The sequence below is a fragment of the Robertkochia solimangrovi genome (assembly GCF_007279655.1).
GTDB classification, from domain to species: domain Bacteria; phylum Bacteroidota; class Bacteroidia; order Flavobacteriales; family Flavobacteriaceae; genus Robertkochia; species Robertkochia solimangrovi.
Window position 1 is genome coordinate 85,311 of the sequence record NZ_QKWN01000009.1, and the last position, 16,249, is coordinate 101,559.

16 protein-coding genes and 2 tRNA genes are annotated in these 16,249 nt (G+C 34.0%); 11 read left to right on the forward strand and 7 right to left on the reverse strand.

Features of this window, described 5'->3' with window-relative positions:
* Positions 1 to 450 precede the first annotated feature (450 nt).
* The 3 genes from DMZ48_RS13235 to DMZ48_RS13245 form a co-directional block, all read right to left on the reverse strand.
* On the reverse strand, positions 451 to 927 hold the full coding sequence (locus DMZ48_RS13235; protein WP_143955633.1) for a hypothetical protein: 477 nt from the start codon (positions 925 to 927) through the stop codon (positions 451 to 453).
* A gap of 1 nt (position 928) precedes the next feature.
* Positions 929 to 2,194 (reverse strand): C10 family peptidase, encoded by a 1,266-nt coding sequence (locus DMZ48_RS13240; RefSeq protein ID WP_143955634.1) that lies wholly within the window; start codon positions 2,192 to 2,194, stop codon positions 929 to 931.
* A 434-nt stretch (positions 2,195 to 2,628) separates the two neighbouring features.
* Complete coding sequence (locus DMZ48_RS13245; protein ID WP_143955635.1) at positions 2,629 to 2,889, reverse strand: helix-turn-helix domain-containing protein; 261 nt, start codon at positions 2,887 to 2,889, stop codon at positions 2,629 to 2,631.
* Positions 2,890 to 3,263: 374 nt separating this feature from the next.
* Between DMZ48_RS13245 and DMZ48_RS13250 the strand changes: the two genes are divergently transcribed.
* From DMZ48_RS13250 to DMZ48_RS13295, 10 genes are all read left to right on the forward strand, one after another.
* Positions 3,264 to 4,040, forward strand: a complete 777-nt coding sequence (locus DMZ48_RS13250; protein WP_143955636.1) for an RNA polymerase sigma factor — start codon at positions 3,264 to 3,266, stop codon at positions 4,038 to 4,040.
* 1 nt (position 4,041) lies between these two features.
* Positions 4,042 to 5,139, forward strand: a complete 1,098-nt coding sequence (locus DMZ48_RS13255) for a hypothetical protein (RefSeq protein ID WP_143955637.1) — start codon at positions 4,042 to 4,044, stop codon at positions 5,137 to 5,139.
* A 1,033-nt stretch (positions 5,140 to 6,172) separates the two neighbouring features.
* Complete coding sequence (locus DMZ48_RS13260) at positions 6,173 to 6,715, forward strand: TPM domain-containing protein (protein ID WP_143955638.1); 543 nt, start codon at positions 6,173 to 6,175, stop codon at positions 6,713 to 6,715.
* Positions 6,716 to 6,869: 154 nt separating this feature from the next.
* Positions 6,870 to 7,289, forward strand: coding sequence for a hypothetical protein (locus tag DMZ48_RS13265; protein ID WP_162558721.1), 420 nt, complete (start codon positions 6,870 to 6,872; stop codon positions 7,287 to 7,289).
* A gap of 146 nt (positions 7,290 to 7,435) precedes the next feature.
* Positions 7,436 to 8,086, forward strand: coding sequence for an ankyrin repeat domain-containing protein (locus tag DMZ48_RS13270; protein ID WP_143955640.1), 651 nt, complete (start codon positions 7,436 to 7,438; stop codon positions 8,084 to 8,086).
* 192 nt (positions 8,087 to 8,278) lie between these two features.
* Complete coding sequence (locus DMZ48_RS13275; protein ID WP_143955641.1) at positions 8,279 to 9,019, forward strand: hypothetical protein; 741 nt, start codon at positions 8,279 to 8,281, stop codon at positions 9,017 to 9,019.
* Between the two features lie 113 nt (positions 9,020 to 9,132).
* Positions 9,133 to 9,675 (forward strand): hypothetical protein, encoded by a 543-nt coding sequence (locus DMZ48_RS13280; RefSeq protein ID WP_143955642.1) that lies wholly within the window; start codon positions 9,133 to 9,135, stop codon positions 9,673 to 9,675.
* A 244-nt stretch (positions 9,676 to 9,919) separates the two neighbouring features.
* Entirely contained in the window at positions 9,920 to 10,513 is a 594-nt protein-coding gene (locus DMZ48_RS13285) for a hypothetical protein (RefSeq protein WP_143955643.1), read from the forward strand.
* 380 nt (positions 10,514 to 10,893) lie between these two features.
* On the forward strand, positions 10,894 to 11,364 hold the full coding sequence (locus DMZ48_RS13290; RefSeq protein WP_143955644.1) for a hypothetical protein: 471 nt from the start codon (positions 10,894 to 10,896) through the stop codon (positions 11,362 to 11,364).
* A gap of 478 nt (positions 11,365 to 11,842) precedes the next feature.
* On the forward strand, positions 11,843 to 12,424 hold the full coding sequence (locus tag DMZ48_RS13295) for a hypothetical protein (RefSeq protein WP_143955645.1): 582 nt from the start codon (positions 11,843 to 11,845) through the stop codon (positions 12,422 to 12,424).
* Between the two features lie 82 nt (positions 12,425 to 12,506).
* Here DMZ48_RS13295 and DMZ48_RS13300 read toward each other — a convergent pair whose 3' ends face one another.
* The 3 genes from DMZ48_RS13300 to DMZ48_RS13310 form a co-directional block, all read right to left on the reverse strand.
* On the reverse strand, positions 12,507 to 13,106 hold the full coding sequence (locus DMZ48_RS13300) for a site-specific integrase (protein WP_143955646.1): 600 nt from the start codon (positions 13,104 to 13,106) through the stop codon (positions 12,507 to 12,509).
* Positions 13,107 to 13,423: 317 nt separating this feature from the next.
* Positions 13,424 to 13,501 (reverse strand) — tRNA-Pro (locus DMZ48_RS13305).
* A 98-nt stretch (positions 13,502 to 13,599) separates the two neighbouring features.
* A tRNA-Ser gene (locus tag DMZ48_RS13310) sits at positions 13,600 to 13,683 on the reverse strand.
* A 334-nt stretch (positions 13,684 to 14,017) separates the two neighbouring features.
* Here DMZ48_RS13310 and DMZ48_RS13315 point away from each other — a divergent pair.
* The gene (locus tag DMZ48_RS13315) at positions 14,018 to 15,004 is read left to right on the forward strand and encodes an aldo/keto reductase (protein WP_143955647.1); all 987 of its coding nucleotides are present in this window, start codon (positions 14,018 to 14,020) and stop codon (positions 15,002 to 15,004) included.
* 106 nt (positions 15,005 to 15,110) lie between these two features.
* On the opposite strand, the gene DMZ48_RS13320 is transcribed toward DMZ48_RS13315, so the two are convergent.
* Complete coding sequence (locus tag DMZ48_RS13320) at positions 15,111 to 16,223, reverse strand: glycoside hydrolase family 43 protein (RefSeq protein ID WP_143955648.1); 1,113 nt, start codon at positions 16,221 to 16,223, stop codon at positions 15,111 to 15,113.
* Between the last annotated feature and the right edge of the window lie 26 nt (positions 16,224 to 16,249).

The window sequence follows — 16,249 nt, forward strand, 5'->3', positions numbered from 1 at the left end:
TGAGGTACGAAAGCCAAACTATTTTATATGTACTGAAAATCAGTAGGAGCGGGGATTACAAGATACAAAAAATGAACTCACGATTAACTCACGATTTAGACCCATAACTCACGATTAACTCACATTAATAATGATGTTATTTAGTTCATTTTAGCGCATTAAAAAAGGGTAACTACATGTAAACCATGTAATTACCCTTTTAATTACCGTAATTTGGTATCTCAAAAAGTCGGGGTGGCAGGCTGTATGTGAAAAATTCCTGACACCGTATATCCATTGTTAATATTTGATCTTCAATAATTTATGCGTACCGAATTACGCATTTGAATCAAAAATAAAGAACTTTTGGAGGTATTATTTGACCTCGGTTAAAATTTTATTATTAAGATACAGAAATTGATAATAAATATAAAAATAGGATAAAATCAATTATTCCAAAAGACTAATAATTTATTTTTCAAGAATAAAAAAAGGTTCAGTTTTATATGATTCATCCCAAATGTATTCTTCATTCATCCAAATTGATTTTATTAATTCAGATCTGTTGGTTCTTGCTATTTCAACACGAATAGTATCTTTTTCATTTTCTGACCATTGTATTATTGTCTCTGGTTTATCTTCATTTATATCATTGTTGATGAAAACTCTGATACGATAATTATTTGCATGTTTATAAATTAGAAAATTCTTTGGATGGTCTAAACTTGAATCGTAAAATTCTACATATTTACCATTATTTAAATACAATAATTTAATTTGTGATTCATCATAAGAATTTGAATTTTCAGGATCTAACATATCATTTCCTTGATTATCCCTTACCTCGAATTCTATCATAGTATCTAGAACAAAATTATCTTGATTTTCATCAGAATTACTACAGCTGGAAAGAGCTAATAGCATAAGTATAAAAATATTTTTCATCATTTTATGGTATTATATTATATATCATTTTTACATCATAATTAAAAGTATAATTTCCTGGATCGAAATTATTAAATCCATACCATCCATTTTCATTTCCGGACCAACCCCAATTCATATGGAAATAAAGATAAGAAACAGCGGTAATTAAATCACCATTATCATCAAATATACAAGTTTTACTTCTACGAAAACCATCACATACCCACATGTGTCCATCAGCGTAAGAATGGAAAATCCACCAGCCGGCATCTCTACCGCCACCTAATATTACTGGACGATTATACCTTAATTGTTGTTCTACCGTATTGTAATTATAACTTGATTGATTTGCACTTGTATAACCAAAATGGTTTTTTAAAAAATTAGCAGTATTGTAATCTTTATCCACACCAGTACCATCACAGTCATAACTTATATCGGATATGTTATCATGAATATTTTTTAGTAAGCCTGCAGTTGATGACGTAGCATAAAGATCTGGCATATTCGACCAATTAAAAGTTGTAGGATAGTTATGATACTTTAAAACCTGTGCTATTGCAATTGGTACGCATCCAGCGAAAACCTTGTCATTTGAATAACATGCATCCGCACAGCTTAATGTTGGAAGTAAATCATTGAAGCCACATCTTTGGCCCCATTCCGTTGTCAGCAATGGACCTCGCTGTTCAAACTCATCATAACATTCATTTGGGTCAACAGGATCCTCTTTATAGTTGGTGTCAGATTTATTTAAATTATTTTCCCTTTTAAAATAATCGTTTAAATTTTGAGGAGATTCCAATTTACTCCATTCTGATTTTACATATTCCGGTTGTTCTAAATTTTTAAGTCTAATAGTTTTAATTTTATTTTTTGTATTGCCTAACCATTCTATTAACCCTGTAGAATATTCATTCGCATCTGTTCTGAATTCATTTTTGTCAGAATAAGCTAAAATAGGTGATATTCGATTATCCGCAGCTAATATAATCCATCCTCCATAGTGATAATTAATTATATAGAAGAGTATATTTCCTTCTTCATCCGGAACAGACGTAATTTCATAGTCATTCTCATTATTTGATTTATTTTGAAGAGGATTTTTAGCATTATTAGTTAGGATAATGTTTTCAGCAACTTTAATTGCCATTTCGTGATTAACATTGTAAGGATTTGATTGTAAATTTTCAATTTTAGATGAGTCTTCTTTTGTACAAGAATAGAAAAATAGGAAAGTAAAAATGTAAAATATGCATTTCTTTAGTAGTAGATTGTTTTTCTTCATTGTTTTGCTTTTAAATTTTGAACCAATTTTTAATAAATAAATTATCTAACTATGTGATTTTTATAGAAATCGCATAGGATAAAATCATTGAAAAATTATCGGTTTAGGGGAGAATTTGATTAAACTTAAAAATATTTTTTAATTGCTCAAAATTTTTTAACAAGAAAGTTCTGTGTAAATAGAATATTTTTTATTAAAAATTGATTCTGATTTTTAATAAATCTACCATTTTAACTCATTTGATATATTATTACGATTATAAATAGAGTATACTATGCATAGCTACGGTAAAAGCAAAGTTTAAATCTTTTAAGTGAGTAATGAATGCTTAATTATTATATGGAAAATTCAGTTGAATTGACTAACAATATTGTCTATGGTTAAATTTTCTAATAGTGAATTTATAGTACTTTAAGCAATGTAGAGATAGACAACTAATTATTTAACTCTTGAATTTTTAGATTAGAATTAATATCTTCTACTCTTCGATAAAATTCTGAAAGGGGAATTTTGAAATATTTACATAGCTCAAAAATTGTACTTGTAGAAGGATCGTGATTGGTGGTTTCAATTCTTCCAATATGTATTCCAGTATCATCTTTAACCATTTGCTGACTTAATTCTCTTTCAGCTCGAAGTTCTTTAAGAACTAATGAGATGCTGGATAGAAGATCATTATTTTTTATTTTTTTCATATACAATCCAAAGGGAAAGAGAAAAAAAAACAAACACAATTACATGTATGTGATTACGATTTTATATATTTATCCAACTATTTAGAAATAGTAGTTAAATTAGCGATTCTTCTGAAAGAAAATATTAGAAGTAATTGCTTTGAGTCTTGTATAGGAAAACTGGTAATTTTTATGTACACGAGACGATAAGTAGATTAGCTCACAACCCGGGTGTGGGCTCACTTATTCGTGTACAGGTATACCAGTACCTCCTATACAGTAAGTTGAGTTCCACACCTTTTTTTATTTATAAGGTTATATACTCAATATTCTTTCAAAGCTTTCTTCTTTCTCTAACATAAGGTATCGCTTAGTCTAATTTAATAAGTGCTATTATGTTAGAACAAAATTTTGTTTTATTAAAAAATAGTGATCCCACTGTATTGGTTAACCTCCATAAACAATACCATCGTAATATCTTTTGGGTGGGTAAACGCTGGATGGACGATGAATTTGTCATAGAATCCCTGATTCAGGATGTTTTTATGAAATTATGGGACAGCAGAGATCGGATAGAAGACCCCAAGCATATTTTCTTTTTTTTGAGGTATGTCATGAAACGGGAATGTTTATCCTACCATTGCAAACCCAAAAACAAGTTCTTTAAGAAAGTCAATTCCTTAGATAATTATGAGAATTACCAGGATTACATGGTAGGATACGATCCGGAAAATGATATTCAAAATCTTCTAGATCAGGAATTACAACAAAAGTACTTTGATCAAATCCAAAGTGTTTTACCACTGTTAAGTTCTAAACGAAGACGCCTTATTGATCTGTGTTTAAAATATGGTTTTCAGTATAAAGCCATATCCCAGGTAATGGGAATGGGAATTCAAGAAACCACTCGGGAGGTAAAAAAGGCTATCCAAGACATAAAAGCCATCATTCATCATGGAGGAATTCAAAAGACGGAATCTAAGCTATCGGTCAAAGTAAAAACTCAGGAGGTTATGACTGAGGGGCAAAAAAGGGTTTTAGAACTCAGGTGTAAAGAGAAACATTCCTTTGCCTTTATAGCCAATGAGCTTAACCTAACCAAAAAGGAAGTTCATAAGGAATTTGTTACTGCTTATAAATTATGGCAGGAGGAACCATTAGAATCGGCTTAGTATGAATAAATCATCGCTCAAACTCACCCGAAAGATTCAGTTATTGGTTGATCTGCCAACCAAGGAAGAACGAATGGAAGCCATCAGTAAATTATACCAATGGCAAAACAGGTGTTACAGAGCGGCGAATCTTATTGTTTCTCATTTGTATGTTCAGGAAATGATCAAGGATTTCTTCTATTTGTCTGAGGGCATCAAATACAAACTGGCAGATGAAAAGAAAGATGATAGTGGAATTTTAAACCGTTCCCGTATCAATACCACCTATCGGATGATCTCCGATCGTTTTAAAGGTGAAATCCCCACCAATATATTATCCTGTTTAAATGGAACACTATTAATCACCTTTAAACAAAACAGCACCTACTACTATAAAGGGGAGCGTTCCCTTCAAAACTTCAGAAGAGATATGGCATTTCCATTTAGTTCGGAGGGAATCACCAGATTATCTTATAACGTGGAGAAAAGGGCATTCTGCTTCCGATTGTTCAGTATTCCCATGAAAACCTATTTGGGAAAGGATTTTACAGACAAACGAATCCTCATGGAACGATTGGTCAAAGGAGAGATCAAACTTTGCACCTCCCATATCAAACTAAAAAACGGAAAAATATTTTGGCTACCGGTTTTTGAGATAGAAAAAGACAGTCACTCTTTAAAACCCGAACTCATTGCAGAAGCCTCTTTATCCTTGGAATATCCAATTGTAGTCAAAACAGGTAAAAAAAAGCTTACCATCGGTTCCAAGGAAGAGTTTTTATACAGAAGGCTGGCAATCCAGTCAGCCAGAAAAAGAGCCCAGTCGGGAGTTGCCTTTAGCAAATCCGGTCATGGTCGTAAACGAAAAATTAAAGCAGTAAATAAGTTTGCAAAAACAGAAAGTAACTATGTTTCCCATCGTTTACATGTCTACAGCAAACGACTCATCGATTTTTGCATAAAACATCAGACAGGAACTCTGATTCTTTTAAACCAGGAAGATAAAGTTCGTATCGCTAAAGAAGAAAAATTTGTTCTTAGAAACTGGAGCTACTATGAACTTATCACTAAAATAAAATACAAAGCAGACAAAGCAGGCATAGAACTTATTATAGACTAACCCAAATGGTTAAGAGGGTGCTTGTACACCCGTAAGGTGAGGTCATAGACGCTCACTAAATGTGAATAACATATACAACCCATGTGAAGATAATTACATCTACATATGAAAGAGGCATATACAACGTGTGGGATTACTTATTTTGTAATTGAAGAAACAGATTAATTCAGAGAAAAGCCCCCAAAGACTTACCAGAACTAATACTATTTTGCTTAAAAAATTCTTCACATAGTTAAATCAGACTCCAGAAATCAGTCTATTTGCTGCAAATAAAAACGTATTTACTGAGGTTCCCAGAGGATTTGCTGCAAATGCATTAAATCCTGATATTTCATTACAACATCGTATACGTATTAATTTTCAAATTGTAACACTGGAGTTATTTTATAAATTTTTCATTTTTACTGTAAAAATCCCTTGATTTTACTGGGCTGAGAGGTTTTTTACTGTAAAAACTGAAATGTTTTCAAAATTACAAAAACCCGAAAACCCGCTATTTATAAGGGTTTGAACCAAAAATAATGAACTGCAACACCGCGTTAGCGTGTTGCCCTCTTGCTATTCGATTTCGTCCCATGAGGACAAAATTCTCTTACCTTTTTTCAAGCAATTACTTTACCTAAATTTATTAATCAATTTTGATTCGTTTATTTTACGTTTTAGTTTTCTTTATAATCATTTATATAAATAATATTTTAATTTATTAGAAAAGAAAAATCTACTATAAATTAGATTTATAAGTTGTGATATTATTTTGAATATCAATTGTGTATTTGAATGAAATGATGAAAATAGTAAATGGATTAAAATAAAAACAACTAAAATTATTCGCTAAAGTAGAGGTAGTAATATTTATGTAGCCGACTACAAACGTTTACAAACGATTAAGAATAGATAATACTAAAGTGCCATTTATGTAGATTCTTCTCATAAAAAAATACAATATGTAAGTTTTTTTCTATTTTGGCGGTGTATATATAATAGAAATAAACACACCAGTGTGTTTATACACATGTTGTACACAATACCTGAAATGAAAATCGGAACTAAAATATTAATCCTACTTTTGACTTTGAATTTGCTTTCTTGCAAAGGAACTGCTCAAGAAACGGATGTTAAACAACCAACTACTGAATTTGATCTCTCAACAGTTGAAAAATTTCGAGAATCAAAAATAAAAGGTCAAATAATAAACGATTATGACAGTATTTTTAGTCCTTCGCAAAGGAAGAAACTATCTGATATTATTTATGACTACAATATTGAAACAACAAAACAAATAGTTGTTGTAACGATTGACAGTATTAACCCGTATTCTGACATCCAAAAAATGGCAACGGATTTGGGAAAATATTGGGGAGTTGGAACAGCAGAAAAAGATAATGGATTGATAATTTTACTCTGTAAACCTTGTCGGAAAATCGGAATTGCAACTGGAACTGGAACTGAGCTTATTTTGACTAACGAAATCTGTAAAGAAGTAATTGACCAAACTATAATTCCTGAATTTAAAGCTGGAAACTTTTATGACGGAATTAAAAACGGAGTGACTGAATTAATAGCAAAATGGAAATAAAAGTACTGTGTACAACAACGTATAACCGCAATTACGGCGGATTCGACTACGTCCGAATCCAGCGCGAATTGCTAAAACCTGTGCTTAATTCTAACACTACCAACTAAATACCGTAACTTCGGTTATACCAACCGTTGTGTTTAATTTAAAAGAATTGCGAAATATCAAAATACATATAGGATTATTAATCGTTTTGAGCATTTTGATTTCTTGCAATGCCTATAAAAATCTAGAAAAAGGACAATCAGCTATTTCTTTTCATTCAGCGTTTGAAAATGACACTCTGAATGTAAAAGTAAACGATTCTATCCGACTTGAGAATCATAAAATCGATATGATTTTTGAGTGGGGAATTTCAAAAAACTCTACCATTTATGTAAACGGAAAAGAATTTAGAGTTGCGGGGACTTTTAAAACGACTGAAATAATAGACAAAGAACTCGGTTTAAAAATTAATCGGACTTTAAGATTCGACACAATCCTAAAAGCAAAAAATGGACGCTATATTGACATCGGTGCAAACAACGAAGATATGATAATCGAACAGAGAAAGAAAATAAGAATAGTAGAATAAAAAACTAAACACAACAACGGCTATAATCCATTGCTCGATATGCAATAAACCAAAAAATAGTAACTTTAACTTGGCTCGATTCCTGCATCCGAAACGGAATCATAGCCAAACACGTTGTACTGCATTATGACCAATTAAGGAAACTAATGAATTTATTTAAAAGTTTGTTCTCCCCAAAAAAGTCTGAATCTGAAATTAATCGGACTAAACAACTATATGAAATTGATGATAAAATCAGAATTCAATTTTTTCAAAATTTATATCAAGCCTCTTACGACAAAGTAATTGAGCTAATTGAAAATCAAAAAATAGATGTGAATGGATATGCTGATTACGAACATTCAAGAAGTATTTTAATAAGTGTAATTAGTGACTGTAACTCTGAATTTAAAGGTTCTGAAAATCATGTGAAACTTGTTAAATACATAATTGATAAAGGAGCTGATATCAATGTCAAAACAAAAGAAGGCCATAATGCGTTGGAAATAGCGTTATCATTTCATAGTATGTCAAATATTGCATTGATATTAATAAAAACTGGTAAAGCGGATATTCACTCAACTGAAAAACATGGTAATAATCTAATCTTTACTGCGATAAGAGAATACAGTTTGACTTGGAGAGAAGAACAAAAAACAGTCAATCAAATCCGATTTGAAATCATAAAAGAGCTCTTAAATCATGGTGTAGATTTGGACATAATAAACAATCATGGAATTTCAGCCAGAACATGGATTGAAAAAATCCCTGAAAATGACAAATTACATAAATTGATAAACGAATTTGAAAAAAAATAACGCAGTACAACACTAGCTATAGTTCATTACTTCTGACTTTCCTCTCGGAAGGTCCTAGCTAATTTGCTATCTTCGGTGTACGGCGGAAAATCTTCGCGGATTTTCACGCATCGAAACCATAGCCCTACCATTACAAGCAATTAGAAAAACGAAATGTTGAACCTGTTTAAGAAGAAAACCGAACTTGATATTTTGAGAAAGGCATTTGGCTTTCTTGAAAATGACTTTGGATATAATCTGATAACAAGTGAAACAAAGAAGTTCTATAAAGGCCAAAACCTTCTCATTTACCGAAATGAAAATGCAAAAAAGCAAATTGAGATATGTGGTGGTGGTTCATTTTTTCATTGCATAATTAGAAAAATAGAAAATAAGGAACTATCAGATTACAAAAACCACAAAGAAAATATTGGCTTTGAAGACCTTGCAATATTTGACAACCCAAAATATGACCACTTTGACTTTTACGCAGGTGACAGAACAGGCGTTGAAGGAGTCACTAAAAACACTGTTGCTTTATTGAAAAGACAAAAAGAGTTTATAACCAATACCGAATGGGTTGATTTAGAGAAAGTAGAAGAATTTAAAAATGAAGAATTCAAATCTCGCTTTGGATATGACCGACCTAAGAAAACGAAATCTTTAAAGAATGAAATCAAACAAATGATTCACCAAGACTATGAGAAGTTTGAACTGATTTTTGACAATAGTGACTTTCCTTTCTACCATGACGACAGTACATTGGAAAAACTTGTTTACAGGTTTGACAATAATAACATTACCATAAAGCAAGTTGATTGGAGAGATTATCCAAGATTATTAAGAGTTATAGAAAATGACAATCTCATTCTTGAAATTGACGCTTCGAAGGCTGAAAAAGAAACTGTCTTAGAAAAAATAAAAACTGCTTGTAACAATGTTTATAAAAAATAGGCGAAACAGTAATAAATTCAAGGCCATTGGCTCGTACCAAATTTTGCACTTAACTGAAAATCAATATCTTATAGGCTACCTGCTATTCATATACTAACCGTTGTGCCCAATTTATGACTGACAGCTACGAAATAGAAAAGCCTACATCTGATTTAAACTATCTGACAATTGGAATTAAATATATTGTTCTCTTTATTGTTTTATTCCTTGCTAGTTGGATAGCAATCCCTCTATTTGTTTCAAGAGGTAGACCGACTAGGGTAAACACAACTGCTGAACTTTTATTTGAAAATCCCTTGTGGTCGAGTCTCATAATTTCGATTGGAGTTATAACTTGGTTTATCTATCGGACTAGAAAAAAGTATAAATTCGGAGAAGTTTTCAAAATTGATTTTAATGACTCTGACCAAAAACTGGAGATTAAAACTGTTAACCTAGTAAATAATCAGGAAAAAGATAATCATTACGATTATAAAAACTTAAGCTACGATTTACAGAATAAGAAAGGTTCTCTTTTTGGAAAACAAAGGATTTTGAAAATAAAAAATTATGACAGAATTGTTCACGAAATAAATTTTGACCGAACAGCTTGGTGCAGAAATAAACGAATTGAAAAACTGATTGAAAAAATAAAAACTGAGCACAACAACGTATAAAATTAATTGCTAGTCCAAGCCTATTTACGAAAATCCTCTCGGATTTTCTATTCGGTTTGTATTTGCTAAATTAGTTTCTTAAACCACGCAACTAATCTTATACCAACCGTCAGACTGCGCAAAAACCTATTTTGAATATTAGAATAATTGGAGGGGTATCTGAGAAAAAAATCAAATACGGGAATCTCAGAGAGTTAAATTTAGTTATTGCGCAGACTCCCATTGTAACACATTTGACTGAACTATGAACTTATCAGAATTTTTAAGAGATTACCCAGGAATTGGAGCAACTTCAATAGCAATTGTTTCCGGAGCTTTGGGTTGGTCTATTAGAAATTTAGTTCAATTCTTTATTGACAAATCCAAATACAATAAAGAATTAAAAACTTTCTTCTGGAAAGAGAAAGTGAACTCTGCGAAAAAAGCTTCTGAATTTTATTTGGAGCATATGAATTATCTCAACCTGTTGAGACACCAGTTCGAAATTTTTGAAAAAGGTGAAATTGAACATCAAGAACTTTACGAGAACATTCAAAAAGAGGTTGAATTTTATTCAAATAAATTAAAAGCATTTCCACATTTCGAACATCACCATATAAATATTTTTTATGATTTTGATGAGAAACGTGCAATGGAAATAAACAAAAGAACTTTTGATATCCAGAGAGAATTAATTGACTTGCAACCTAAACAAGGAGATAGTCTTGAGGTAATCGACAGCAAAGTAATTGAAATTAAAAAGAGAGCCACTGAATTGAAAGACAACTATGAGGAGCACTTTAAAATTTATAAGAAATACCTAAAAGAAGTTAGAAAAGATTTAGAAGATTACCTTTAAAAAACGTGTTACAACACCGTATAAAGACAATTGCGGCTCTGTGTCCTGCGGACAAAACCGCGCAAGCATAAAAGTCGGGAATTTTAGCTATCTTAATTTCTAAACAATCGTATCCGTCTTAAAAGAAAAAAGATTAAATTCAGTTGGTTTTCCGGACGAAGAAATTAAAGTATTAGAAGAAGGTATTCAATGAGAAGTTTGTATTCTAGGTTTAAACGAATAACTTACAATTCTGTATTCAAAAAAGAAAAAATTCCAACAAGCTTTGAATGTTTGTCAAAAGTGGTTTGATAATCAGTATTGGAGATTACCAAATATGGCATCAAATAGTAAAAGATTGTTGATTCAAAAACAAAAATTAGAACACAAATAAAATGACGATGAGCAGTCAAAAAGAAAATGAAAAGAAAGAGTTTTCAATGCGATACTGGGATTACTATTGTGCTTTAGAATCTAACTTTAAAAAAATATCTAGGTACATTGATTTTTCGAATGATAATTTAAAAACTCATTCAATTGAAATGACAAGATTAATTCTTTCCAGCTGCTCCGAGATTGATGTAATCCTAAAAGAAATATGTAAAGAATTAGATCATAATTCAATAGCAATAAATATCAGAGAATACCAAAAAATCATAAAAAAAGAGTTGCCAGATTTAATTGATGAAAAAGTCAATATTGGATTTAACTTTTTTGGAGTTCAACCTTTCAAAACTTGGAAAGAGGATAAAACCCCAAATTGGTGGAAAATGTATAATGAGATTAAGCATAAAAGGAATATGTTCTATAAAGAAGCTAATTTAGAAAATGCTATGAATGCAATTTCGGGATTATTTCTATGTGTAAACTAGTATTACAAAATAGTCCTTACAGAACAAGTGGAAAAAGCAAAAGGTAAATTTACTTTTAAGGAATTAACTATGATTTTAAACTCAGACACAAATTTTATAAAATTTGTAGCAGACTACTACATCAAACATCTTCGTATAGGGTAAAAGCGACTAATCGAAAAGACCGCCGTGAACGATATATCCACGGTGCACCACTACCTACCGGATACAGACAGGCCTCACATCAACATACCCTTCAACTTCATTCTGGATAAACCAAGCGGGTCTCTGGTATACGGCGGTACAAAATGATATTAACCCTTATAGTATGTTAGAATACTTAGAAATTTAGTACCCTCAATTTATTAAAAAGCAGATATCACCCGGACAGAAAATTCTTTAAAACGTCTGTAATACTTCCGTAAATCCAAACGAAACACTTATTTTTAGTCCAAAATGAGGTTGTTATGAAGCCTTCCATTTAACATATTTTAAGCAAATGAAATTTATTACAAAATTTATCGTACTGACTTTGATTACTTCTTGTTCAAGTAAACAATTTACGTTAGACCAATATTCTAATTACAGGATAAAATTTGCTAAGCAAAAGATCGTTTATCCGAATAATGATTTTTTAATATTCATTCCAAAACACTGGGAGTGGAAAGTTGAAACTTATGAAAATCAAAATGTAATTTTAGGAATTGATGCTGGTTCTAAATTAGACAAAAACGGTTTTGTTGATATAATTTCAATTCAAAAATTTAAGAGCTTTGTAAATAATAAAGACCTCAACTCTGAAATTAAATATTGGCAAAACTTGATAATAAAAAATCCGCAGAATGGAAAACTAATTGAATCTGGATATACCGAATCCTTATATAAAAAATCATATTTTTTCCATACGAAATATGATACAAATAGACAAGGGGAATCGGAAATTATTAGTTTCATTTTGGAAAGCGAAATTGAAGGAGTTTTTTATAATTTAACTGCATCGGTGTCTCAATCTACGGATTTGAAGAAGAATATGTCGATTTTAATTCAATCTTTAATGACATTTGAAATTCAGAATAAATAAAGTAAGTTCAACACGGACTCTCATGAAAAGCATTGGTCAACTCCTCCAAAATTAAATTCCACATTTAAAATAATTTAAAATTCTACTTCATTCCAACCTTCCCTTTCTTCCCCTCAATCCGCTCCATCAAATTATCCATGTCCTCACTGATCTTAGTGTCAATCACCCGTGCATAAATCTGTGTGGTTGAAAGCTTAGTATGTCCCAGCAACTTTGAAACGGTTTCAATTGGTACTCCATTAGTAAGCATCACAGTAGTTGCAAAAGTATGCCTGGCTACATGAAAGGTCAGATGTTTTCTGATGCCACAGGATTCTGCAATTTCTCGGATGTATTTATTGGTCTTTTGATTGGAACAAATGGGGAGTATTTTTCCGGTTGTTTCATTCTCCGGACTCTCCAAATATTTTTCCAGAATCTCCCAGGCTTTGGGTAGGAGGGGGATCTTTACCAGTTCTTGGGTCTTTTCTCTTTTGGTAAATAACCAAATTCTGTTGTCAATGCCTCGTACCAGGTGATCTTTCGTGAGTTCTTTGGCATCCACATACGACAAGCCGGTATAACAGGAAAAAAGAAAACAATCCTTGATGCGTTCCAGTCGGTCTGCTTTGAATTCTGTGGTCTCTATAATTTCCAGTTCACGTTGGGTTAAATAGGCTCTGTCGTACTTATGGTATTTCATCACCTCGTTATTTAGTGATTACAAATGCTTAGTTCCTTCGAACAAGAGTTTGATAGGGGTAGGGTGTCAAACAAGCCACAGGACCATTAAAATCCCTTGTTTTGACTTCACTTAAGGATAGGGTAAAAAGGCAAACACAAGAGATGCTTTGAGATTACTCGCTTCACTCGTGATCCTGTAGTGGGGGCGTTGCTCAAGAAAAGCCTCACCTCACTATCGCAAGGTTGCTTTTTCATTCTCTAAAATAACCACAAATTAGCATTTGCATAATTTTAGAAAATAAAAAAGCCGAACAACAACTGTTGTTCGGCTTTTCTTGGTCGGGGTGGCAGGATTCGAACCTGCGGCCTCCTGCTCCCAAAGCAGGCGCGATAACCGGGCTACGCTACACCCCGAAAACCGGCGGCAAAGATAAAAAGAAATTTTACTTTAAAAAGCTTTCTTCTCATTTTTTTCACCAATTTTTTAAAAGAACGTTTTCTTCTGAATCAAGCGGAGAGACAGGGACTCGAACCCTGGCGACACTTACGCGTCGACAGATTAGCAATCTGCTCCGTTACCACTCCGGCACCTCTCCAATTCATCGTTTGAATGAACTTGCAATTCTTAAATTGCGGATGCAAATGTAGCAGTTCAGATTAAAGGAAGCAACATTTTTTTACATTATTTTCTAAATATTTTCCATCCCTTTCATCATCGTATTCCTTAACCTTTGAGTCCGAGTGTATAACAGCTTTTTTTAATTTTTATAAATACCAGAGACCTGCTAACCATTCCGTATTTTTCATTCGCTTATCCATAACCGTGAATATTATATTAAAAATGAGTTAAGGTGATGTTATACGGGCCTTATTGCCTTTGGTTTTTAGTAAATTCATCATGTTTATCAATAGTAGCTAAAAATCACCAATATGGAATATCGTCAAATAGGAAAATCGGATCTGAAACTTTCTGAGATCACTTTCGGTGCCTGGGCCGCCGGAGGATGGATGTGGGGTGGAGTGGAACATAATGATTCCATCAATGCCATCCGAAAAGCATATGACCTCGGAGTGACTTCAATAGATACAGCCCCCATTTATGGAATGGGCTTTAGCGAAAAGATCGTCGCCCAAGCCATTAAGGATATTCCTCGTGACCAGGTACAGATCCTGACGAAATTCGGACTCCGGTGGGATAAGGCGCAGGGAGAATTCTATTTCAATTCCTATGATAATACCGGTAAGGCGGTCGATATCTATAAGAATTCCAGAGCCTCCAGTATCATCAAAGAATGTGAACAAAGTCTGAAACGTTTAGGGACCGATTATATCGATCTTTACCAGATCCACTGGCCTGATGCCACAACGCCTGTCGAAGAGAGCTTTGAAGCAGTAGAAACCCTGATCAAACAAGGGAAAGTGCGATATGCCGGGGTTTGTAATTATAGCGCTGAACAAATGAAACAGGCCGATAAGGTGGTCGATATCGTCTCCAATCAGGTGCCTTACAGTATGGTGAAACGTCGTATCGAAAAAGAACTGGTGCCGTGTTGCCTCGATTGGGAAAAAGGTATTCTGGCCTATAGCCCGATGGAGCGCGGACTCCTGACCGGGAAGTTTGCTGCAGATCATCATTTTCCGGAAGGTGACCACCGCGGAAGTAATCCTACCTTCTCCAGTGAGAACATTAAAAAGGTGAATGCATTCTTAGACAAGATCAAACCTATTGCCGAAGCGAAAGGGGTAAGCCTTGCGCAATTAGTGCTGAAATGGACAGTAATGCAGCCGGGGATCACCATCGCTCTGGCAGGCGCCAGAAGTCCGGAGCAGTCGGTAGAGAACGCTAAAGCGGCCGATATAAAATTATCTGAAGAAGAGATCTCTCTGATCAATAAGGTGCTCGATAGGATGTTTTGATTGATACACTGACAATCGGTTGCGTTAATATTTAAAAAACAAAGGTCTTTCCCATTGCCAGAAGAAAGACCTTTTTGTTTTTAATAACCGTCTGAATGCTTACAGATCAATACGTGATCGTGATCGGTATTATGGTTCCGTCTTCGTTATAGTGGATCTCCTGAACTCTGACACTGCGTAAATGGGTCTTTCCTTCCGACAGGGAACTGTCGTGAAAGAACAAATACCACTTTCCTTTATATTCCACTACTGAATGATGATTGGTCCATCCCAGCACGGGATTCAATAGAATTCCCCGATAGGTAAACGGACCGTAAGGATTATCGCCCGTCGCATAGACAATATTGTGAGTGTCACCCGTGGAATAGGAAAAATAATAAGTGCCTTGGTACTGATGCATCCAGGCGGCTTCGAAAAAGCGTCGGTCATGATCCCCGGTCAGCAGGGGGTTGCCTTCTTCATCTAAGAGCACAATGTCTTTTGGAACCTCCGAAAAGGAGAGCATATCATCACTCATTTTGGCGATCTTCGGACTCAGTGCGGGTTGATCGTCATCGGGATAGATGTCCGCATCCTCAAAAGTACCGGTGCTGTATTTTTGCAGTTGTCCACCCCAGATTCCTCCGAAATACATATAATAGGAGCCGTCATCATCCTGATATAGGGCAGGATCGATACTAAAACTACCTTTGATGGGTTCCGGTTGTGGGGCAAACGGACCTGAAGGAGCCTGGGAGGTGGCAACTCCTATATGGAAGATTCCAGCCTTATCCTTTGCCGGGAAATAGAGATAATAGGTTCCGTCCTTCTCCGCAGCATCCGGTGCCCACATTTGTCTGTCGGCCCAGCTTACCTGGGAAACGTCCAGTACCTTGCCGTGATCCTCAATAGGTCCGCCCACAGAATCCATCGAGAAGACATGGTAATCCTTCATATCGAAATGACTTCCAAGATCATCTTCCGGAATACCCGACTCATAATCATGAGAAGGGTAGAGGTATAGCTTTCCATCAAATACATGTGCAGAAGGATCAGCAGTATACAAATCGGTGATGATAGCTCCTTTTGAATTTGTGAGCACCTCAGAGGTTTCGGTATCCGAGGCTTCAGCTTCTTCCTTTTTGGACTCAGATTTACAGGAATTTAAACCTGCGATCGTCATGAGCACTAAAAGAAAACGGGTGGTGATCCGTGGCGGTAGAATGGAAGTTTGATTCATGTTTGTAGTGTTCTTTATGGATAATG